The organism is Anaerofustis stercorihominis DSM 17244, from assembly GCF_000154825.1.
In the GTDB taxonomy this organism is placed as follows: Bacteria; Bacillota; Clostridia; order Eubacteriales; family Anaerofustaceae; genus Anaerofustis; species Anaerofustis stercorihominis.
This window is the reverse complement of record NZ_DS560019.1, coordinates 182389-198977: the sequence shown is the minus strand read 5'-3', so window position 1 is coordinate 198977 and position 16589 is coordinate 182389. Positions and strand designations below refer to the sequence as shown.

At 34.3% G+C, this 16589-nt stretch carries 16 protein-coding genes; 12 read left to right on the top strand and 4 right to left on the bottom strand.

Annotated elements, in window-relative coordinates; translation table 11 throughout:
* Positions 1-87: 87 nt before the first annotated feature.
* From ANASTE_RS05580 to ANASTE_RS05570, 3 genes are all read right to left on the bottom strand, one after another.
* On the bottom strand, positions 88-1335 hold the full coding sequence (locus tag ANASTE_RS05580) for a glutamate-5-semialdehyde dehydrogenase (protein ID WP_039945199.1): 1248 nt from the start codon (positions 1333-1335) through the stop codon (positions 88-90).
* Between the two features lie 10 nt (positions 1336-1345).
* Complete coding sequence (gene proB / locus ANASTE_RS05575; protein ID WP_007049999.1) at positions 1346-2134, bottom strand: glutamate 5-kinase; 789 nt, start codon at positions 2132-2134, stop codon at positions 1346-1348.
* A gap of 134 nt (positions 2135-2268) precedes the next feature.
* A complete protein-coding gene (locus tag ANASTE_RS05570) occupies positions 2269-3291 on the bottom strand; it encodes an alcohol dehydrogenase catalytic domain-containing protein (protein WP_007049998.1) in 1023 nt (340 codons plus the stop codon).
* Positions 3292-3805: 514 nt separating this feature from the next.
* On the opposite strand from ANASTE_RS05570, the gene ANASTE_RS05565 reads away from it, so the two are divergent.
* Positions 3806-6001, top strand: coding sequence for a leucine-rich repeat domain-containing protein (locus tag ANASTE_RS05565; protein WP_039945196.1), 2196 nt, complete (start codon positions 3806-3808; stop codon positions 5999-6001).
* 436 nt (positions 6002-6437) lie between these two features.
* Here the strand turns inward: ANASTE_RS05565 and ANASTE_RS05560 are convergent, their stop codons facing one another.
* The gene (locus tag ANASTE_RS05560) at positions 6438-6806 is read right to left on the bottom strand and encodes a Fur family transcriptional regulator (RefSeq protein WP_007049996.1); all 369 of its coding nucleotides are present in this window, start codon (positions 6804-6806) and stop codon (positions 6438-6440) included.
* A gap of 215 nt (positions 6807-7021) precedes the next feature.
* Here ANASTE_RS05560 and spoIIP point away from each other — a divergent pair, with 215 nt between their 5' ends.
* The 11 genes from spoIIP (at position 7022) to ANASTE_RS11365 (ending at position 16585) form a co-directional block, all read left to right on the top strand.
* On the top strand, positions 7022-8020 hold the full coding sequence (spoIIP, locus tag ANASTE_RS11375) for a stage II sporulation protein P (RefSeq protein ID WP_007049995.1): 999 nt from the start codon (positions 7022-7024) through the stop codon (positions 8018-8020).
* A complete protein-coding gene (locus ANASTE_RS05550; RefSeq protein ID WP_007049994.1) occupies positions 8020-8244 on the top strand; it encodes a hypothetical protein in 225 nt (74 codons plus the stop codon). The genes spoIIP and ANASTE_RS05550 overlap by 1 nt, the downstream gene beginning before the upstream one ends.
* A gap of 149 nt (positions 8245-8393) precedes the next feature.
* Positions 8394-9038 (top strand): redox-sensing transcriptional repressor Rex, encoded by a 645-nt coding sequence (locus tag ANASTE_RS05545; protein ID WP_007049993.1) that lies wholly within the window; start codon positions 8394-8396, stop codon positions 9036-9038.
* 223 nt (positions 9039-9261) lie between these two features.
* The gene (locus tag ANASTE_RS05540) at positions 9262-10446 is read left to right on the top strand and encodes an acetyl-CoA C-acetyltransferase (protein ID WP_007049992.1); all 1185 of its coding nucleotides are present in this window, start codon (positions 9262-9264) and stop codon (positions 10444-10446) included.
* A gap of 37 nt (positions 10447-10483) precedes the next feature.
* A complete protein-coding gene (locus ANASTE_RS05535) occupies positions 10484-11254 on the top strand; it encodes an enoyl-CoA hydratase-related protein (protein WP_007049991.1) in 771 nt (256 codons plus the stop codon).
* Between the two features lie 70 nt (positions 11255-11324).
* Positions 11325-12161, top strand: a complete 837-nt coding sequence (locus tag ANASTE_RS05530; RefSeq protein WP_007049990.1) for a 3-hydroxyacyl-CoA dehydrogenase NAD-binding domain-containing protein — start codon at positions 11325-11327, stop codon at positions 12159-12161.
* Positions 12162-12176: 15 nt separating this feature from the next.
* Positions 12177-13313 carry an acyl-CoA dehydrogenase gene (locus tag ANASTE_RS05525; RefSeq protein WP_007049989.1) on the top strand — a complete coding sequence of 379 codons (1137 nt, stop codon included), beginning with the start codon at positions 12177-12179 and terminating at the stop codon, positions 13311-13313.
* Positions 13314-13337: 24 nt separating this feature from the next.
* The gene (locus ANASTE_RS05520) at positions 13338-14120 is read left to right on the top strand and encodes an electron transfer flavoprotein subunit beta/FixA family protein (protein ID WP_007049988.1); all 783 of its coding nucleotides are present in this window, start codon (positions 13338-13340) and stop codon (positions 14118-14120) included.
* A gap of 25 nt (positions 14121-14145) precedes the next feature.
* Positions 14146-15180, top strand: coding sequence for an electron transfer flavoprotein subunit alpha/FixB family protein (locus tag ANASTE_RS05515; protein ID WP_007049987.1), 1035 nt, complete (start codon positions 14146-14148; stop codon positions 15178-15180).
* Between the two features lie 87 nt (positions 15181-15267).
* Positions 15268-15756 (top strand): RNA polymerase factor sigma-54, encoded by a 489-nt coding sequence (locus tag ANASTE_RS11370; protein ID WP_187361975.1) that lies wholly within the window; start codon positions 15268-15270, stop codon positions 15754-15756.
* Positions 15719-16585, top strand: a complete 867-nt coding sequence (locus ANASTE_RS11365) for an RNA polymerase factor sigma-54 (protein WP_341271236.1) — start codon at positions 15719-15721, stop codon at positions 16583-16585. Before ANASTE_RS11370 ends, ANASTE_RS11365 begins: the two co-directional genes overlap by 38 nt.
* Positions 16586-16589 lie beyond the last annotated feature (4 nt).

The following is a 16589-nucleotide window of genomic DNA, read 5'->3' as shown; positions in this document are numbered from 1 at the left end:
TGGAGGAGGCGGGGCGCGGAATCTGCCGAAGGCAGGCGTAGTGCCCCGTAAGGCAAATAAAAAAGCTCCCATATGGGAGCTTTTATTTTATCTTATTTGTCCGTTTCCTGTGATAACATATTTGATTGTCGTAAGTTCATTAAGTCCCATAGGACCTCTTGGAAGTGTCCTTTGAGTTGCTATACCTATTTCACTTCCGAAACCGAATTCTTCTCCGTCGGTAAATCTTGTGGAAACATTCACATAGACACATGCACTGTCTATTTTGGAAGTAAATAAATTCATGCTTTCGATATTGTTCGTAACGATACATTCGGAGTGTTTCGTTGAATATTTATTGATGTGATTTATTGCTTCTTCTATGTTTTCTACGACTTTTACAGCAATTATATAATCGTTGTATTCTGTTTTATAATCTTCTTCGTCAGCTTTTTTTGCTTTGCTTCCGAGGATTTTTAAAGTTCTTTCGTCTCCTCTGAATTCCACATTATGTTCTTTGAGTTTGTTATATATAAGAGGAAGTACTTCTTCTGCTTTCTTTTCATGGACTAAAAGAGTCTCCAGTGAATTACACACGCTAGGTCTTTGTGTTTTCCCGTTGTCCGTTAAATCAACTGCCATATCGTTATCGGCAAATTCATCTATATATATATGGCAATTCCCCGCTCCGGTTTCGATAAACGGAACCGTTGCGATATCCTTTATGGATCTTATAAGTCCTGCACTGCCTCTTGGTATTAAAACGTCTATGTATTCCGTAAGCTTAGCCATTTCGGATACGTATTTCCTGTCGGTGTCGAAAACCAGCTGGATCACATCGTGGTTGAGTCCTGCTTTTTTTACTGCACCTCTCATTACTTCTACGAGTCTGGTATTTGTATTTATTGCTTCTTTACCGCCTCTTAGGATACATGCATTCCCTGATTTCAAACATAAACATCCCGCGTCAACCGTAACGTTCGGACGTGATTCGAATATTATACCCACCACTCCGTAAGGAACTTTCTTTATTACTATCTCCATTCCGTTTGGTCTTTTGGACCCTCCCGAAATGATACCCACAGGGTCTTTTAAATTGATGACTTTATCTATAGAATTCGCTATGGCTTTTATTCTGTCTTCGTCAAGAGTTAGCCTGTCTATCATAGATTCTTTCATTCCGTTTGCTTTGGCATTTACAATATCTTCTTTGTTTGCTTTTATGATACTTTTCATATTATTGATAAGTTCGTTTTTTATGCATTCAAGAGCTTCGTTTTTTTTGTTTGTATTCAAATCGCTTATGCTTCTGCCTGCTATTTTAGCTTTTTTGCCTAAACTGTTCATGTTAAACATTTGTATTACCTCACTTTCTTACTTTAAATAACGTTCCCTTATTTTCTCCGTCAAATAAGCTGTATAGGTCGTTCGGGTCTTTTGATGATAGTATGACCATGTCAAAATTGTTTTCAAATGCTATTTGTCCCGCTTTGATTTTGGTTATCATGCCTCCCGTACCCAGATTATTTACGGTATCCGCGCAGCAGCTTATTATATCGTCAGTGATTTCCTCTACGACTTCTATCCTCTTTGCATCTTTATTCTTGCTCGGATTGTCTGTGTATAGTCCGTCTATATCAGTCAGGATAACTAATAGGTCTGCTTTTATTATGGAACTTACAACGGCGGATAATGTGTCGTTATCTCCGAATTCAAGTTCTTCCGTGCTTACCGTGTCGTTTTCGTTTACTATAGGGATGACATTGTACTTAAGAAGTTTATCGAATGTATTTGTTATTTTAAGTATATCTTCTTTTTCGGATATTACATCATTTGTTATAAGTACCTGAGCTACATTATGATTGTACTCCCCGAATAACTTATCGTACAGATACATAAGTTCGCACTGTCCTATAGCTGCGAGAGCCTGTTTTTGTGATAGGTCCCTGGGCTTTTTATCAAGCCCGAGTTTACCCATTCCCACGCCTACCGCACCCGAAGAAACGAGGATTATGTCCCTTCCGGAATTTTTAAGGTCTGCGATTATTTTTACCAAATGTTCCACTCTTCTTATATTTATATTTCCCGTTTTATGAGTAAGAGTGGAAGTCCCTATTTTTATGACTATTTTTTTTGCTTTTACTACGTTTTTCATGATCTACCCTTATTTTGTTTTATTTATTATTATATAATAAAACAAGCTTCGTTGTAAAGAAAACTGATGTATAATAATTCAAATATGGGTTTTAAAAAGAAGTTTAGAAAACTAAACTCCTTTTTTATTTATATTTAATTATATGTTATGTAGTTCTTTATCACATTTCCTTCATGATGGTTCATCAATGCTTCTTTTACGTTTTCAAGCTTGTATTCGTTATAAAGAAAATCCTTTTCGTCTATGACTTTCATTTTTAATAGTTCAAATGCTTGGTTTACATATAAAGGAGTCGTATGGTACAGTCCTTTTATCGTAACTTGGGAATAATGAAGCAGTTTTGTGTCTACTGTAAGTTCTTCTCCCGCTTTTGTGCCTCCGTAAAGAAGTGCAAATCCTCCCGGACGAACCATATTGATAGACATTTCCCATACTTTGACGCTTCCCGCGGCTTCTACGGCAGAGTCAACGCCTCTTTTTCCCGGCGTCAAATCTTTGACAGCCTGAACCTGATCATCGACTTCTTCTATGTTTATTATATCGTATGCTCCGAGCTTTTTAGCCGCTTCGAGCCTTACTTTGCTTTTATCGCATGCAATGACTCTTGCTCCTTTTAAATATAAAAGTCTTATGAACATAAGTCCCGACGGACCGCATCCGTTTACCGCTACGTAATCTCCCTGTTCAACGGGTATCTGTGAAACTCCGTAGACCGCACATGCAAAAGGTTCGAGAAGTGCAGCCTGTTTGAAACTCATATCATCGGGGATACGGAACATATTTTGTTTTACGATTATCTCAGGTATGAGCTGATACTCGCTGAAACCTCCGTTTTTCAGCTGATTTGTAATGAGATTTTCGCACATGCAGTGTATCCCTTTTTTGCAGTAGTAACATTCGTTGCACGGAGCCGAATTATGGGCAACGACTCTGTCTCCGACTTTGAATTTTGTAACTCCTTCTCCAACTTCCGCAACTATACCGCTGCATTCATGTCCGATATTATACGGAGGCGTATGCTTTGCATATCCCCTTATATAACTTTTTACATCGGAACCGCAGGTAAGAGAGACTTCGTTTTTTATAAGTACTTCTCCTTTTCCCGCTTTCGGTCTTTCGCACTCTATAAGCCTTAAATCTCCCGGCTCGTATAACATTACCTTTCTCAATTTATCTACCTCGCTTAAAATTTAATTAAGTATAGTTTATCATCATTTTATTTTTTTGTCATTATTTTATTTTATCATCGGGGCACTACGCCTCACTGCGTGAGATTCCGCGCCCCGTCCCGCCTTTTTATCCGCATATAATAATTAGTAAGACTTTTCATTTTTTGATGTTGTATTCATATATATTTTATTTTAGATATTTAGTCCCTTAATACGGTAAAAATCAAGTGTTTTATGTTGCTTTGATTTTCAATCATTATATTCTTCAAAAATCAATAATCAGTTAAATTACAAAAAAAAATGTAAAAAAGGTGTACTTTTTGTAACTAACATAAGAAATCTGTAATATATGGATTTTATTACAAATAATCTTTTATATGTAATATTAATATGTCGTTATATGTGATTTCTTACATTATCACAATACATTTTGAGTATAGCATAAATGTCACAAAAAGTACGATTTTTGATATTATTGTCGAAAAATAAAGGGGGGTTAGAAATGAAGAGTAAGAGATTACTGGCGGTAATGCTGAGCGGATTTATGGTGTTAGGAAGCATGACACCCGTGTTTGCCGAAGAATTAAAAGGTGAAAACACGAATGATAATGTTGTAGTAAGTGAAGAGCAACAGGGAACCGACGTAAACAACAGCGAGGAAGTTAAAGATAACGAAAAAGCTGTTATAACAGATAAATATGAGCAAGATAAAACAGCACAAGATGAAAAGAAATCTGAAGAAAGTACTTCTTCAAATGAGTCTTCTAAAACGGTTAAGTCGACTTCAAAGACAGCTAAGGCAGTGGTGACAAACCAAACCGATGAAGCAACTGGACTTACATTCAGTTATGATGAAGATACAAAGGAAGCAACTTTGACCGGTAATAAAAATTTTAGCTATACCGGAGAAACTTTTAAATTACCCAACGAAGTAAACGTTGCGGGAAGCGATGAAAAATATAAGGTAGTAAACATATCCAGTTATGCTTTTTCAAGCGGTTATTTTAATTCGATAAAAGAATTGATAATACCTAAAAACCTTAAAAATTGGTCAGCGGATCAAAATATGTCTACATTTACCAATGTGGAGAAAATAACTTTTGAAGAGGGCTTCGAAGTAAAGGATTTACCGAGAGGAGCATTTAACTATATGTATAAATTAAAGGATATAACTCTGCCGAAGTCTGTAGAAACAATAGGAGAAAATGCTTTTGCGGGGTGTTCAGCACTGAAATCTTTTGATGTCGAAGAAGGAAGTGTTTTGAAGATTATAGGAAAAAATGCCTTTGATAGTGATACTGCTTTGGAGAGCATAACGATACCGAAGACTGTAGAAACAATAAAAGAAGGTGCTTTTTATAAGTGTACATCATTAGCTTCATGTACCTTTGAAAATGACAGTGCTATAAAAACGATGGAAACAGCGATTTTTCGTGATTGTAGTAATTTAAAAACTATAATCATACCCAGAAGTTTGGAAGTTTTAGATGGATTTAATTTCAGCGGTATTGAAAATATAACTTTTGAAGAAGGTTCAAAATTAAAAACAATCTCAGAGCAAGCTTTTTTTAATAGTAAATTAAAGAGTATAAGGATACCGAGGTCGGTAGAAACGATTTCAAGGAATGCTTTTTTCCTTTGTGAAGACCTGAATTCATGTACCTTTGAACCGGGAAGCGCTTTGAAGACGATAGGAGAATATGTATTTTCTCGTGTAGGTCTTGAAAGTATAACAATCCCTAAAAATATTACAAAAATTTCCGGAAGAGCTATAGAACAGTGTCCTAATTTAACAACGGTAGATACCGAAGAAGGCAGTGCATTGACTACGATAGATAATAATGCTATTTATTTTAATCCTAATTTTAAGACTTTTAAAACAACGAGTACAAACACAATCAGTATTGGCAGTGGTTTTGGTGAAGAAAACAGCGGTGCGAAAATCGAAGGATTTACGATTGTTGCTCATAAAGGTTCTGCAGACTCTCCAAGTTCATTATATCAATATTATTTGGATAATGATCCTGGTTCTTGGGTATTTAAAACAGAGGGAATATGTCACGGAACCACCGAAGTTGCAGGAACAAAAGTCGAACCTACGTGTACACAAGCAGGTAGCGTTACATATACAGCGGGAACTTGTGCATGCGGTAATGAAGTAAGTGATGAAGTTACAGTTGTCCTTCCTGCAACGGGAAATCATATTTTTGAAACAGTTACGGATAAGCCTGCAACATGCACCGTAAAAGGCAAAGAGCATAAGGTATGCAGTGGCTGCGGAGAAATTGATTATGACTCGTATAAAGATACGGATATGCTTGCTCATAAATTTGATAAAGAAGTTGTAGACAAAGAAGCTACATACACAGAAGAAGGCTCAAAGCATACAGAATGCAGTGTCTGCGGTACTAAAAAAGAAGGTTCCGATGTCATTATACCTAAGATTGTAAAAGAAGATGATAAAAATGACAATAACAACGACAACAATGTAAGCGGTTCTAGTAATAATAATCCAAGTAATAACGGTAATTCAACATCAAGCGGAAGTACCGTGACAAAAACAGGAAGTGATAAAACAGCGGTAAATACTCCTCATACTTCTGATGAAATGAATATGGTTTTATATGTCCTATTGGGTCTTGTATCTTTGGGAGCAGTAGGTACCGTAGGATATAAGCTTAAAAAGAGGAATATATAGTAAAATCTAAAAACAAAAAAAAGATAAATAATTAACTAAGATTTATATATAAGAATAAATAAGATATTTAATCAATTAAGATATAAGAATAAAAATATATATAAGTTAGAGAAGTAAAATAAATATATACATATTTATTTGAAAAAGTTACCCGGATGATTTCACTCAGCAGAAATCATCTTGATATAAAGGTAATATTTAAAACACCGATCCTAAAAAAGGCCCTACCCCGACGGGTCTTTTTTAGTTCCATGTTTGTTTTATAGTTTATACCTTGTTTAAAGATTTTGTTAGTATGGTAATGTTTGGGGATTAAGGGGAAATTTTGTTAGCAGTGCTTGTTAGGGGCGCGGATTCTGCCGAAGGCAGGCGTAGTGCCCCGATGTGTTTAAGTATATTATAGATTACATAAAAACACCACTTTTAAAAGTGGTGTTTAAGCTTGTTTCTTTTTACATTCAGGGCATATATAATGAATGTTTAAATCATATGATGTTATGTTATCTACTGAGTGCTTTTCTATAATTTTATCAAAGTTTTTAATTATTATGTCTTTCAGTTTACCGCATTCATCGCAAATAAGATGATCGTGATTGATTATATTTTTATCAAATCTGTCCGGTGCATTATGTATTTCGACTTTTCTTATTTCACCATCTCTGATCATTAAGTTTAAATTTCTATATATTGTCCCAATAGCGATATTTGGCATTTCTTTCTTTGCCGATTTATATATTTCTTCTGCTGATAAATGTTCTTTGGAATTTGTAATGATACTATAAATAAGCCTTCTTTGTTTAGTCATATTTATATACCCCACTGTTTTATATTTATATAATTATATCATATATAAACCTTTCCTTACAATGAATTTTATCTTTATTATAAGGAATAGATATTGTATCTATTTTTATGTTTTGGTTATATTAAAATTTTATTAAAAAAAATAACATGACACAGATAAACAAAGTTTTTTATGGAAAAGCTTTATTATTCTATAAAAGGAAATAGGGTGACGAAGTGTTAAGTGGAATTTTTAAAAATAAAGCGTTTATTTTAGCGTGTTTACTTATATTTAATTTTTCTATTCCGATAAGTATAAAAAACCATATAGATGAAAAAACTAAAAATGCAGCCATATATAAAGATATTTTAAAACAAAGCGTTGCGGTCATGAATGATAATGCGGCAAAAGAAGAAAAAAAAGGAAGCTCTTATGGATTTACAAAAAACATACTTGTATCAGCACTCCCTTTTTTGCATTTAAATGAGACAGGCTATGAAGAAGTTAAAATAAAAAAGGATATAACAAACGATACTAAAGATGATACAACCAAATTGGTAGCAGCCAAGAAGAAAATGAATGACAGTACTTCTACCGATAATAAGGCAACAAATAAACCGCTTGTTTTGATATATCATACTCATGCTACCGAGTCTTTTAAAGATAAAACGAATAAGGGAACATATCGTTCAAGGAATAATAACGAAAATATGGTCGCTGTGGGTAAGGAAATGGTCAATGTACTTAAAAATGAATATGGTATAGAAAGCATCCATGATACGGCTCAGCATGACTATCCAAGCTATAATGCAGCTTATGATAATTCTCTTAAGAGTGCTGAAAAAATATTAAAAGATAATCCGAGTATAAAATACGTTTTTGATATACATAGAGATGGTCTTCCATCTTCAAATAATAATGTAAAATATAAAGCAAAAGTAGGAAGCACAAATGTTGCTAAGGTGATGATAGTGTTAGGTATGGATCATAAAAATTCCGGCAAGAATTTAAAATTTGCCGATAAAGTTAATAATCAGTTTGATAAAATGTACCCGTCGATTTGTCTCGGAGTTACAAAAAGGGAGCCTTACAGGTATAACCAGTGGTTAAGCAGTAACAGTATACTTTTCGAAGTCGGCAGTAATCTTAATAATCTGCAGGATTCGAAAAATACTGCGAAACTTATGGGACGAGTTGTCGGTGAAGTAATAAAAAAAGATATGAAAGGTAAATAATGCATAGAAGAAGAAATATATCTTTACCTATTATGATTTGTTTACTGATTATGATAATAACTTTTGCCGGATATTTGGTGTATGATTTAACCGATATGTACTATGATACTTATGAAAATACAAATTCCAATTTGCTTGTAGAAAATAATAATGAAACAGATAAAGTTTTAAATGTTTTCGGATATGAATTTAAAGTTCCCGATTTAGAGGTTTTCACTAAATAATAACCTGTGAAAGCCTCTATTTAATTTCATTTTTTTTACATATTTATTTTTAAAATAAAGTTTATTTTTATTGACATAGTTTAAATAAATCAGTATAATTATACTGATAAAAAAATACTGATATATAAGAAGGGAGCCTATACATAAAAATGAAAAAATACTCTATATCAAAACAGGCATTACAAAGATTACCTTCTTATTTAAACTATCTGAATTGGGCAAAAAGAGAGAATGTTAAAAATATATCTTCTCCGACTATTGCAAGCGATTTAAAACTCAATGAAGTTCAGGTGAGAAAAGATTTGGCTGCAATAAGTTCAACCGGCGGTAAACCCAGACTTGGATATAATGTCGATACCCTGATTTCGGATATTAAAGTATTTCTTGGTTATGATGAAACCGATAAAGCAGTTTTGATAGGTGCGGGACAGCTTGGCAGAGCGCTTCTTTCTTATAACGGCTATGAGGATTACGGACTTGAAATAGTGGCGGCATTTGATGTCGATAATGCGGTTGTAGGTAAGAAATTCAAAGGAAAGCCCATTTATCATATTGATATGCTTGATAGAGTATGTAAGAAAAATAATATACATATAGGGATCATAACAGTTTCAGCGGAAAATGCACAGGAAGCTTGTGACAAACTGGTAGAGTGCGGGATACTTGCGATTTGGAATTTTGCACCTTGTCATTTGGTTGTTCCGGATAATATCCTCGTTCAGCATGAGAATACTGCGGCTTCACTTGCATTTTTATCAATGCATCTTAGAGAAAAGATGAAAAATGAAAAATAATTTAATATAATTTTTAAATTGATTAATTAATAAATATTCATTGTAATGTTTTAGGTATTATTATATAATTATTATATATAATGCCAAATAAAATCCTTTATTTATAAAGGGTTTGGTAGTTTATTGTTTATAAAAGTTTGGTAATACACCGACTTATATATATAAGTTCATAGCCTTGCCTTTGCTATGATAAAAAAAAGGTTTTATTTTAGGAGGAAAAAATATGGCAAAAAAAGTAGTTTTAGCAGGCGCTTGCCGTACTGCAATTGGTACAATGGGTGGGACTTTAAGTACGACTCCTGCCAGAAAATTAGGTTCAATCGTAATCAAAGAAGCTTTAAAAAGAGCTAATGTACCGGCTGATCAAGTTGATCAAGTATATATGGGTTGCGTAATCCAAGCTGGTTTAGGTCAAAACGTAGCAAGACAAGCGTCAATCGATGCAGGTTTACCTATCGAAGTACCTGCCGTTACAATCAACGTAGTTTGCGGTTCAGGTCTTAACTGTGTTAACATGGCTGCTCAAATGATTAATGCAGGTGATGCTGATATCGTAGTAGCAGGCGGTATGGAAAATATGTCAATGGCTCCATATGCTGATATGAACGGTCGTTACGGACATAGAATGAATAATGCGACATTAGTTGATACAATGGTTAATGATGCGTTATGGGATGCATTCAACGGATATCACATGATTCAAACAGCAGACAATATTTGTGTTGATGAAAGATGGAATCTTTCAAGAGAAGAATTAGATGAATTTGCTGCAGCTAGTCAACAAAAAGCTATCGCAGCACAAGAAGCAGGAAAATTCGATGATGAAATCGTTCCTGTAGAAGTTAAAAAGAGAAAAGAAACAATAGTATTTAATAAAGATGAAGGACCTCGTCCTGGAACAACTCCTGAAACATTAGCTAAACTTAGACCAATCAATAAAGATGGAAAAGTTACTGCAGGTAATGCTTCCGGTATCAATGACGGTGCGGCTGCAATAGTTGTAATGAGTGAAGAAAAAGCTAAAGAATTAGGTGTTACACCTATGGCTACATGGACTGCAGGTGCCCTTGCAGGTGTTGACCCAACAATAATGGGTATCGGTCCTGTTGCTGCAACAAAGAAAGTTTTAGCTAAAACAGGCATGAAAGTTGAAGACTTCGATTTAATCGAAGCTAACGAAGCTTTCGCTGCTCAATCAGTTGCTGTTGGTAAAGATTTAGGATTTGATTTATCTAAATTAAACGTTAACGGCGGAGCTATAGCTCTTGGTCATCCTGTTGGTGCTTCAGGTTGTCGTATACTTGTAACATTATTACATGAAATGCAAAAACAAGATGCTAAAAAAGGTTTAGCTACACTTTGTATCGGTGGTGGTATGGGTTGTGCTACTATCGTTGAAAGAGACTAATTTAAATTAGTAATTAATTTTAAGGAGATATTAAATAATGGGTTTTGTTAAGTATGAACAAGAAGGTTTTGTAGGTATCGTTACTATTGATCGTCCAAAAGCTTTAAATGCTTTAAATGAAGAAGTATTAAAAGATTTAGAAGCTGCATTTGACGCTATTGATTTAGATACTACAAGAGCAGTAGTTGTAACAGGTGCAGGTAAATCATTTGTTGCAGGCGCTGATATTGGTGCTATGAGCACAATGACAGCAGAAGAAGGCGAAGCTTTCGGTAAATTCGGTAATGATATATTTAGAAAAATTGAAACATTCCCACTTCCGGTTATTGCAGCAATCAACGGTTTTGCACTTGGCGGCGGAAATGAATTGGCAATGAGCTGCGATATCAGAATTTGTTCTGATAAAGCTGTATTCGGTCAACCTGAAGTAGGTCTTGGTATTACTCCTGGATTTGGCGGAACACAAAGACTTGGCAGAATAATCGGTATCGGTATGGCTAAAGAATTAGTATATGCGGGATATAACATTAAAGCTGATAAAGCTTTAGAAGTAGGATTAGTAAACGCTGTTTACTCTCCTGAAGAATTAATGCCTGCAGCTATGAAATTAGCAGGAAAGATCGCAAAACAAGCTCCGATTGCAGTAAGAAACTGTAAAAAGGCTATGAATGACGGTTTACAAGTAGATATGGATCAAGCTATAGTAGTAGAAGAAAAATTATTCGGAGACTGCTTCAACAGTGAAGATCAAAAAGCAGGTATGAAAGCATTCCTTGAAAAAGGTAAAGCTGAATTCCAAAATAAATAGTTTATAAATAAGTAAAAATAGTCTAGGATCATTCCTAGACTATAAATAATAATTAATACGGAGGATAAGAATGAAAGTAGGTATTATTGGTGCTGGCGCAATGGGTTCAGGTATTGCTCAAGCATTCGCACAAACAGAAGGTTATGAAGTTTGCTTATGTGATATTAACGAAGAATTTGCAGCAAACGGTAAAAAAAGAATCGAATCAGGTTTAAACAAAAGAGTAGCAAGAGGCAAGATGGAACAAGCCAAAGCTGACGAAATCTTAGGAAAAATCACAACAGGTGTTAAAGATATTTGCGGTGACTGCGATTTGATCGTAGAAGCTGTACTAGAAGTTATGTCTATCAAACAAGACACATTTAAAGAATTAGATAAAATTTGTAAAGAAGATTGTATCTTCGCTACAAATACTTCATCACTTTCCGTTACAGAAATCGGAGCAGGTGTAAACAGACCTATCATTGGTATGCACTTCTTCAATCCGGCTCCTGTAATGAAATTAGTAGAAGTTATCGCAGGTTTAAATACTCCGGCTGAAACAGTGGATAAAATTAAGGAAATTTCTGAAGAAATCGGTAAAACTCCGGTAGAAGTTGCTGAAGCTCCTGGCTTTGTAGTAAACAGAATCTTAATTCCTATGATTAATGAAGCTATCGGTATTTATGCTGAAGGCGTTGCTAGTGTAGAAGGTATTGACGCAGCTATGAAACTTGGTGCTAACCATCCAATGGGACCATTGGCATTAGGTGATATGATTGGTCTTGATATTTGCTTAGCAATTATGAATGTACTTTTCACTGAAACTGGCGACCCTAAATATCGTCCACACACATTACTTAAGAAAATGGTACGTGGCGGTCAATTAGGTCAAAAATCTGGCAAAGGATTTTATGATTATAAATAGGAGGATTCAAAACAAATGGATTTTACATTAAGTAAAGAGCATGAAATGGCGAGAACTCTTTTCAGAGAATTCGCTGAAACAGAAGTAAAACCTCTAGCTCAAGAGGTAGATGAAACAGAAGTTTTCCCTAGTGAAACTGTTGCAAAAATGCAAAAATTAGGATTCCTTGGAATTCCTATGCCTAAAGAATACGGAGGACAAGGCTGTGACACATTAACATATGCTATATGTGTTGAAGAATTATCCAGAGTATGCGGTACTACAGGCGTTATCGTTTCAGCACATACATCATTAGGTGCTGGTCCTATCGAAAAATTCGGTACACCGGAACAAAAAGAAAAATATTTAAGACCACTTATCAGTGGCGAAAAACTTGGTGCATTCGGTTTAACTGAACCAAACGCAGGTACAGACGCATCAGGACAACAAACAAAAGCCGTTTTAGACGGAGATGAATATGTACTTAACGGATCAAAAATCTTTATCACAAACGGTAAAGAAGCTGATACATATGTAATATTTGCAATGACTGATAAGTCTAAAGGTACAAAAGGTATCTCTGCATTTATCGTAGAAAAGGGAACACCTGGTTTCACTTTCGGTACTAAAGAAAAGAAAATGGGTATTAGAGGTTCTTCTACATATGAATTAATCTTTACAGATTGCAGAATTCCTAAAGAAAATCTTCTTGGTCAAGAAGGTAGAGGATTTGGTATTGCTATGCAAACTCTTGATGGTGGTAGAATCGGTATCGCATGTCAAGCTCTTGGTTTAGCTCAAGGTGCTTTAGATGCTACAATCGAATTTGTTAAAGAAAGAAAACAATTCGGCAGGCCTATCGCTAAATTCCAAAATACACAATTCCAAATTGCTGATATGGCAACAAAAGTTGAAGCTGCAAGAAATTTAGTATACAAAGCTGCAATAGCTAAAGATACAAAGAAGAGATTCTCTGTTGAGGCTGCTATGGCTAAATTATATGCTGCTGAAGTTGCTATGGAAGTTACTACAAAAGCTGTTCAACTTCATGGTGGATATGGTTACACAAGAGAATATGATGTTGAACGTATGATGAGAGACGCTAAGATTACTGAAATCTATGAAGGTACTTCAGAAGTACAAAGAATGGTAATCTCAGGAAGCTTATTATAATAAGAGGAAAAGGAGAGAAGTATAGTGAAAATTGTAGTTTGCGCTAAGCAAGTTCCAGATACAAATGAAGTTAGAATTGATCAAAAAACAGGTACTCTAATCAGAGAAGGCGTTCCTGCTATTATGAACCCAGACGATAAAGCCGGTCTTGAAGCTGCACTTCAAATAAAAGATAAAACTGGCGCAGAAGTAACTGTTATTACAATGGGTCTTCCTGCTGCAGAAGAAATCTTAAGAGAAGCTTTTGCTATGGGAGCTGATAAAGGTGTATTAGTAACAGACAGACCATTCGGTGGAGCTGATACTCTTGCAACATCAAATACATTAGCTGCTGCTATCAAAACATTGGATTACGATTTAATCATTGCCGGTAGACAAGCTATCGATGGTGATACAGCTCAGGTTGGACCACAAATTGCAGAACATTTAGATATTCCAAACATTTCTTATGTTCAAAAAGTTGTTGAAGTAACAGATGACAGCATCACTGTTGAAAGACAATACGATGATGGTTATCATGTAGAAAAAGCTCAAATGCCTTGCCTAATCACAGCTCTTGGCGATTTAAACAAAGCAAGATATATGACACCGGGCGGAATTTTTGATGCATTCAAGAAAGACATCCAAATCATTACAAGAAAAGATGTTGATATTGAAGATGAAAAAATCGGTAAAGCCGGTTCTCCTACAAACGTTGCTAAATCATTCCCTAAAGCTGTTAAAGCTGCAGGTGAAAAGGTTGAATTAGATGCTGATGCAGCTTCTGAATACCTTGTAGGAAAATTAAAGGAAAAACATATTATCTAATTAATTAGGAAAGGAAATTGAAATAATGAGTTTTGAAGAATATAAAGGCGTATTTGTCTTCGCGCAACAAGTTGATGGTGTAATCAACAATGTTGCTTTAGAATTAACAAGTGAAGCTACAAAGCTTGCTGCTGCTTTAAAAACAGACGTTACAGCTGTTCTTTTAGGACATGATGTAAAAGGATTAGCTGACGAATTAGCTAAATATGGTGCAGATAAAGTATTAGTAGTAGATGATCCTGCTTTAGAAACATATACAACTGAACCATATGCACATGCTATGGATGAAATAATTAAAAATTACAAACCTGATATCGTACTTTACGGTGCTACAGCAATCGGTAGAGATTTAGCTCCTAGAGTATCTGCAAGAGTTGCTACAGGCTTAACAGCTGACTGTACAGTTCTTGAAATCGATGAATTTAAAAATGCACTAGGTAACGTAAACAAAGGTTACGAAGGTAAACTTTTCTTAAACGCTACAAGACCTGCATTCGGTGGTAACTTAATGGCAACAATCGTTTGTCCTGATAACAAACCACAAATGGCTACAGTAAGACCTGGCGTTATGCAAAAAATCGAACCTAAAGATGTAAAAGCTAACGTTGAAGAAGTAAAAATCGACTTTGCTAAAAACAACAAATGCGTAGAAGTATTGGAAGTTGTTAAAGCCGTAAAAGATAAAGTTGATATTTCTGAAGCTAATATCTTAGTATCAGGCGGACGTGGTGTTGGTAGTGCTGAAAACTTCAAGTTATTAGAAGACTTAGCTGAAGCTATCGGCGGTGAAGTTTCTGCTTCAAGAGCTTGTGTTGACGCAGGTTGGGTAGCAAAAGATATCCAAGTAGGTCAAACAGGTAAAACAGTTAGACCTAACGTTTACTTTGCTATCGGTATTTCAGGTGCTATTCAACATGCCGCAGGTATGGAAGAATCTGATCTTATCATTGCTATCAATAAAGATGAATCTGCTCCTATCTTCAGCTTTGCTGATTATGGTGTAGTTGGCGATTTAAATAAAATAGTTCCATTATTAACAGAAGCTATTAAAAACGCTTAATATAATCATAAAATCATATAATGAAAAGTAGAAATACTTTTGAGAAAGGGGTATCTTAGGATGCTCCTTTTTCATAATGAGGGACTCATGGATATAAAACAAGAACATAATATATCACAGGTACAGACTTTATCTCAGGCTCAAGTTATGTCACTCAATATACTTTCTATGGATAGTTTAGAGTTAAATGAATTCTTATACAAAGAATATTTGGAAAATCCTCTATTGGAAAATAAATGTGAGAATAATAGAGATATTACTTTAGATATAAAAAATATGGATATCCCAAGTAAAAGACAGCATTCGAAAGATGATATAAAGTATTTGGAAACACCTAACACTGATGAGATAAATATCAAGCATTATATATTATATCAATTAAATTACGACGATTATTCTAAAAATGACCTCGTAATAATGGAGTTTTTGATAGATTGTCTGGATAATAACGGATATTTTAATTATGAATTAACTGAGATATCGGAGATTTCAGATTATAATATAGGTGATATAGAAAAATGTATTAATGTATTAAAAAATCTTCAACCTTACGGAATATTTTCCAAGGATTTATAAAGAATGCTTACTTATTCAACTAAAAAAGAATAATATATTTGATGAAAATATAAGTAATATTGTAATCAACTATTTAAATGAAGTATCCGAAAATAATGTGAGTAAGATATCAAAAGAATTAAATATAAGCAGGCTGGAAGTTAGAAAATATATTTATTCAATAAAGTGTTTAAATCCAAAACCTCTTATAAATATAAAAATGTCTGAGCCCGTTTACATTAATCCTGATATATTATTGACTTATGAGAATAATAAATGGAATATAGAATTAAACGATAATTGGATAAATAATTATTATATAAGCGATTATTATTTAAAAATGATTGATACAAGTGAAGATGAAAATTTAAAGATGTATTTTAAAGAAAAGTTATCCAAATGCAGGTTTATATTAAATTCACTTGAACAAAGACGGAATACTATTTTAAATATAACAAAAGTCATAATACGCAGACAAGAAAAATATTTCCGAGGAAATGGTAAAATCGTGTCGATGACTTTAAGTGAAGTTGCCGATGAAATAGATATGAATGTATCAACTGTAAGCAGAGCAATCAAAAATAAATATATGAGTTCTCCTATAGGGATAATCAATATGAGGGATTTATTTTCATCCTATGTTTCTTACGGTGAAGATATAAGGCTTACCCCGGAAGATGTAAAGCAAAAGATTAAAGTTATAATAGAGGAAGAAAATAAGAAGAAACCTTATAGTGATGACGAAATTGTTAATAAATTAAATGACGAAAATATAAATATTTCCAGAAGGACTGTAAGCAAATACAGAAAAGAATTGAATATTCCGACTTCGTATAATAGGAAAGAATAAAAGG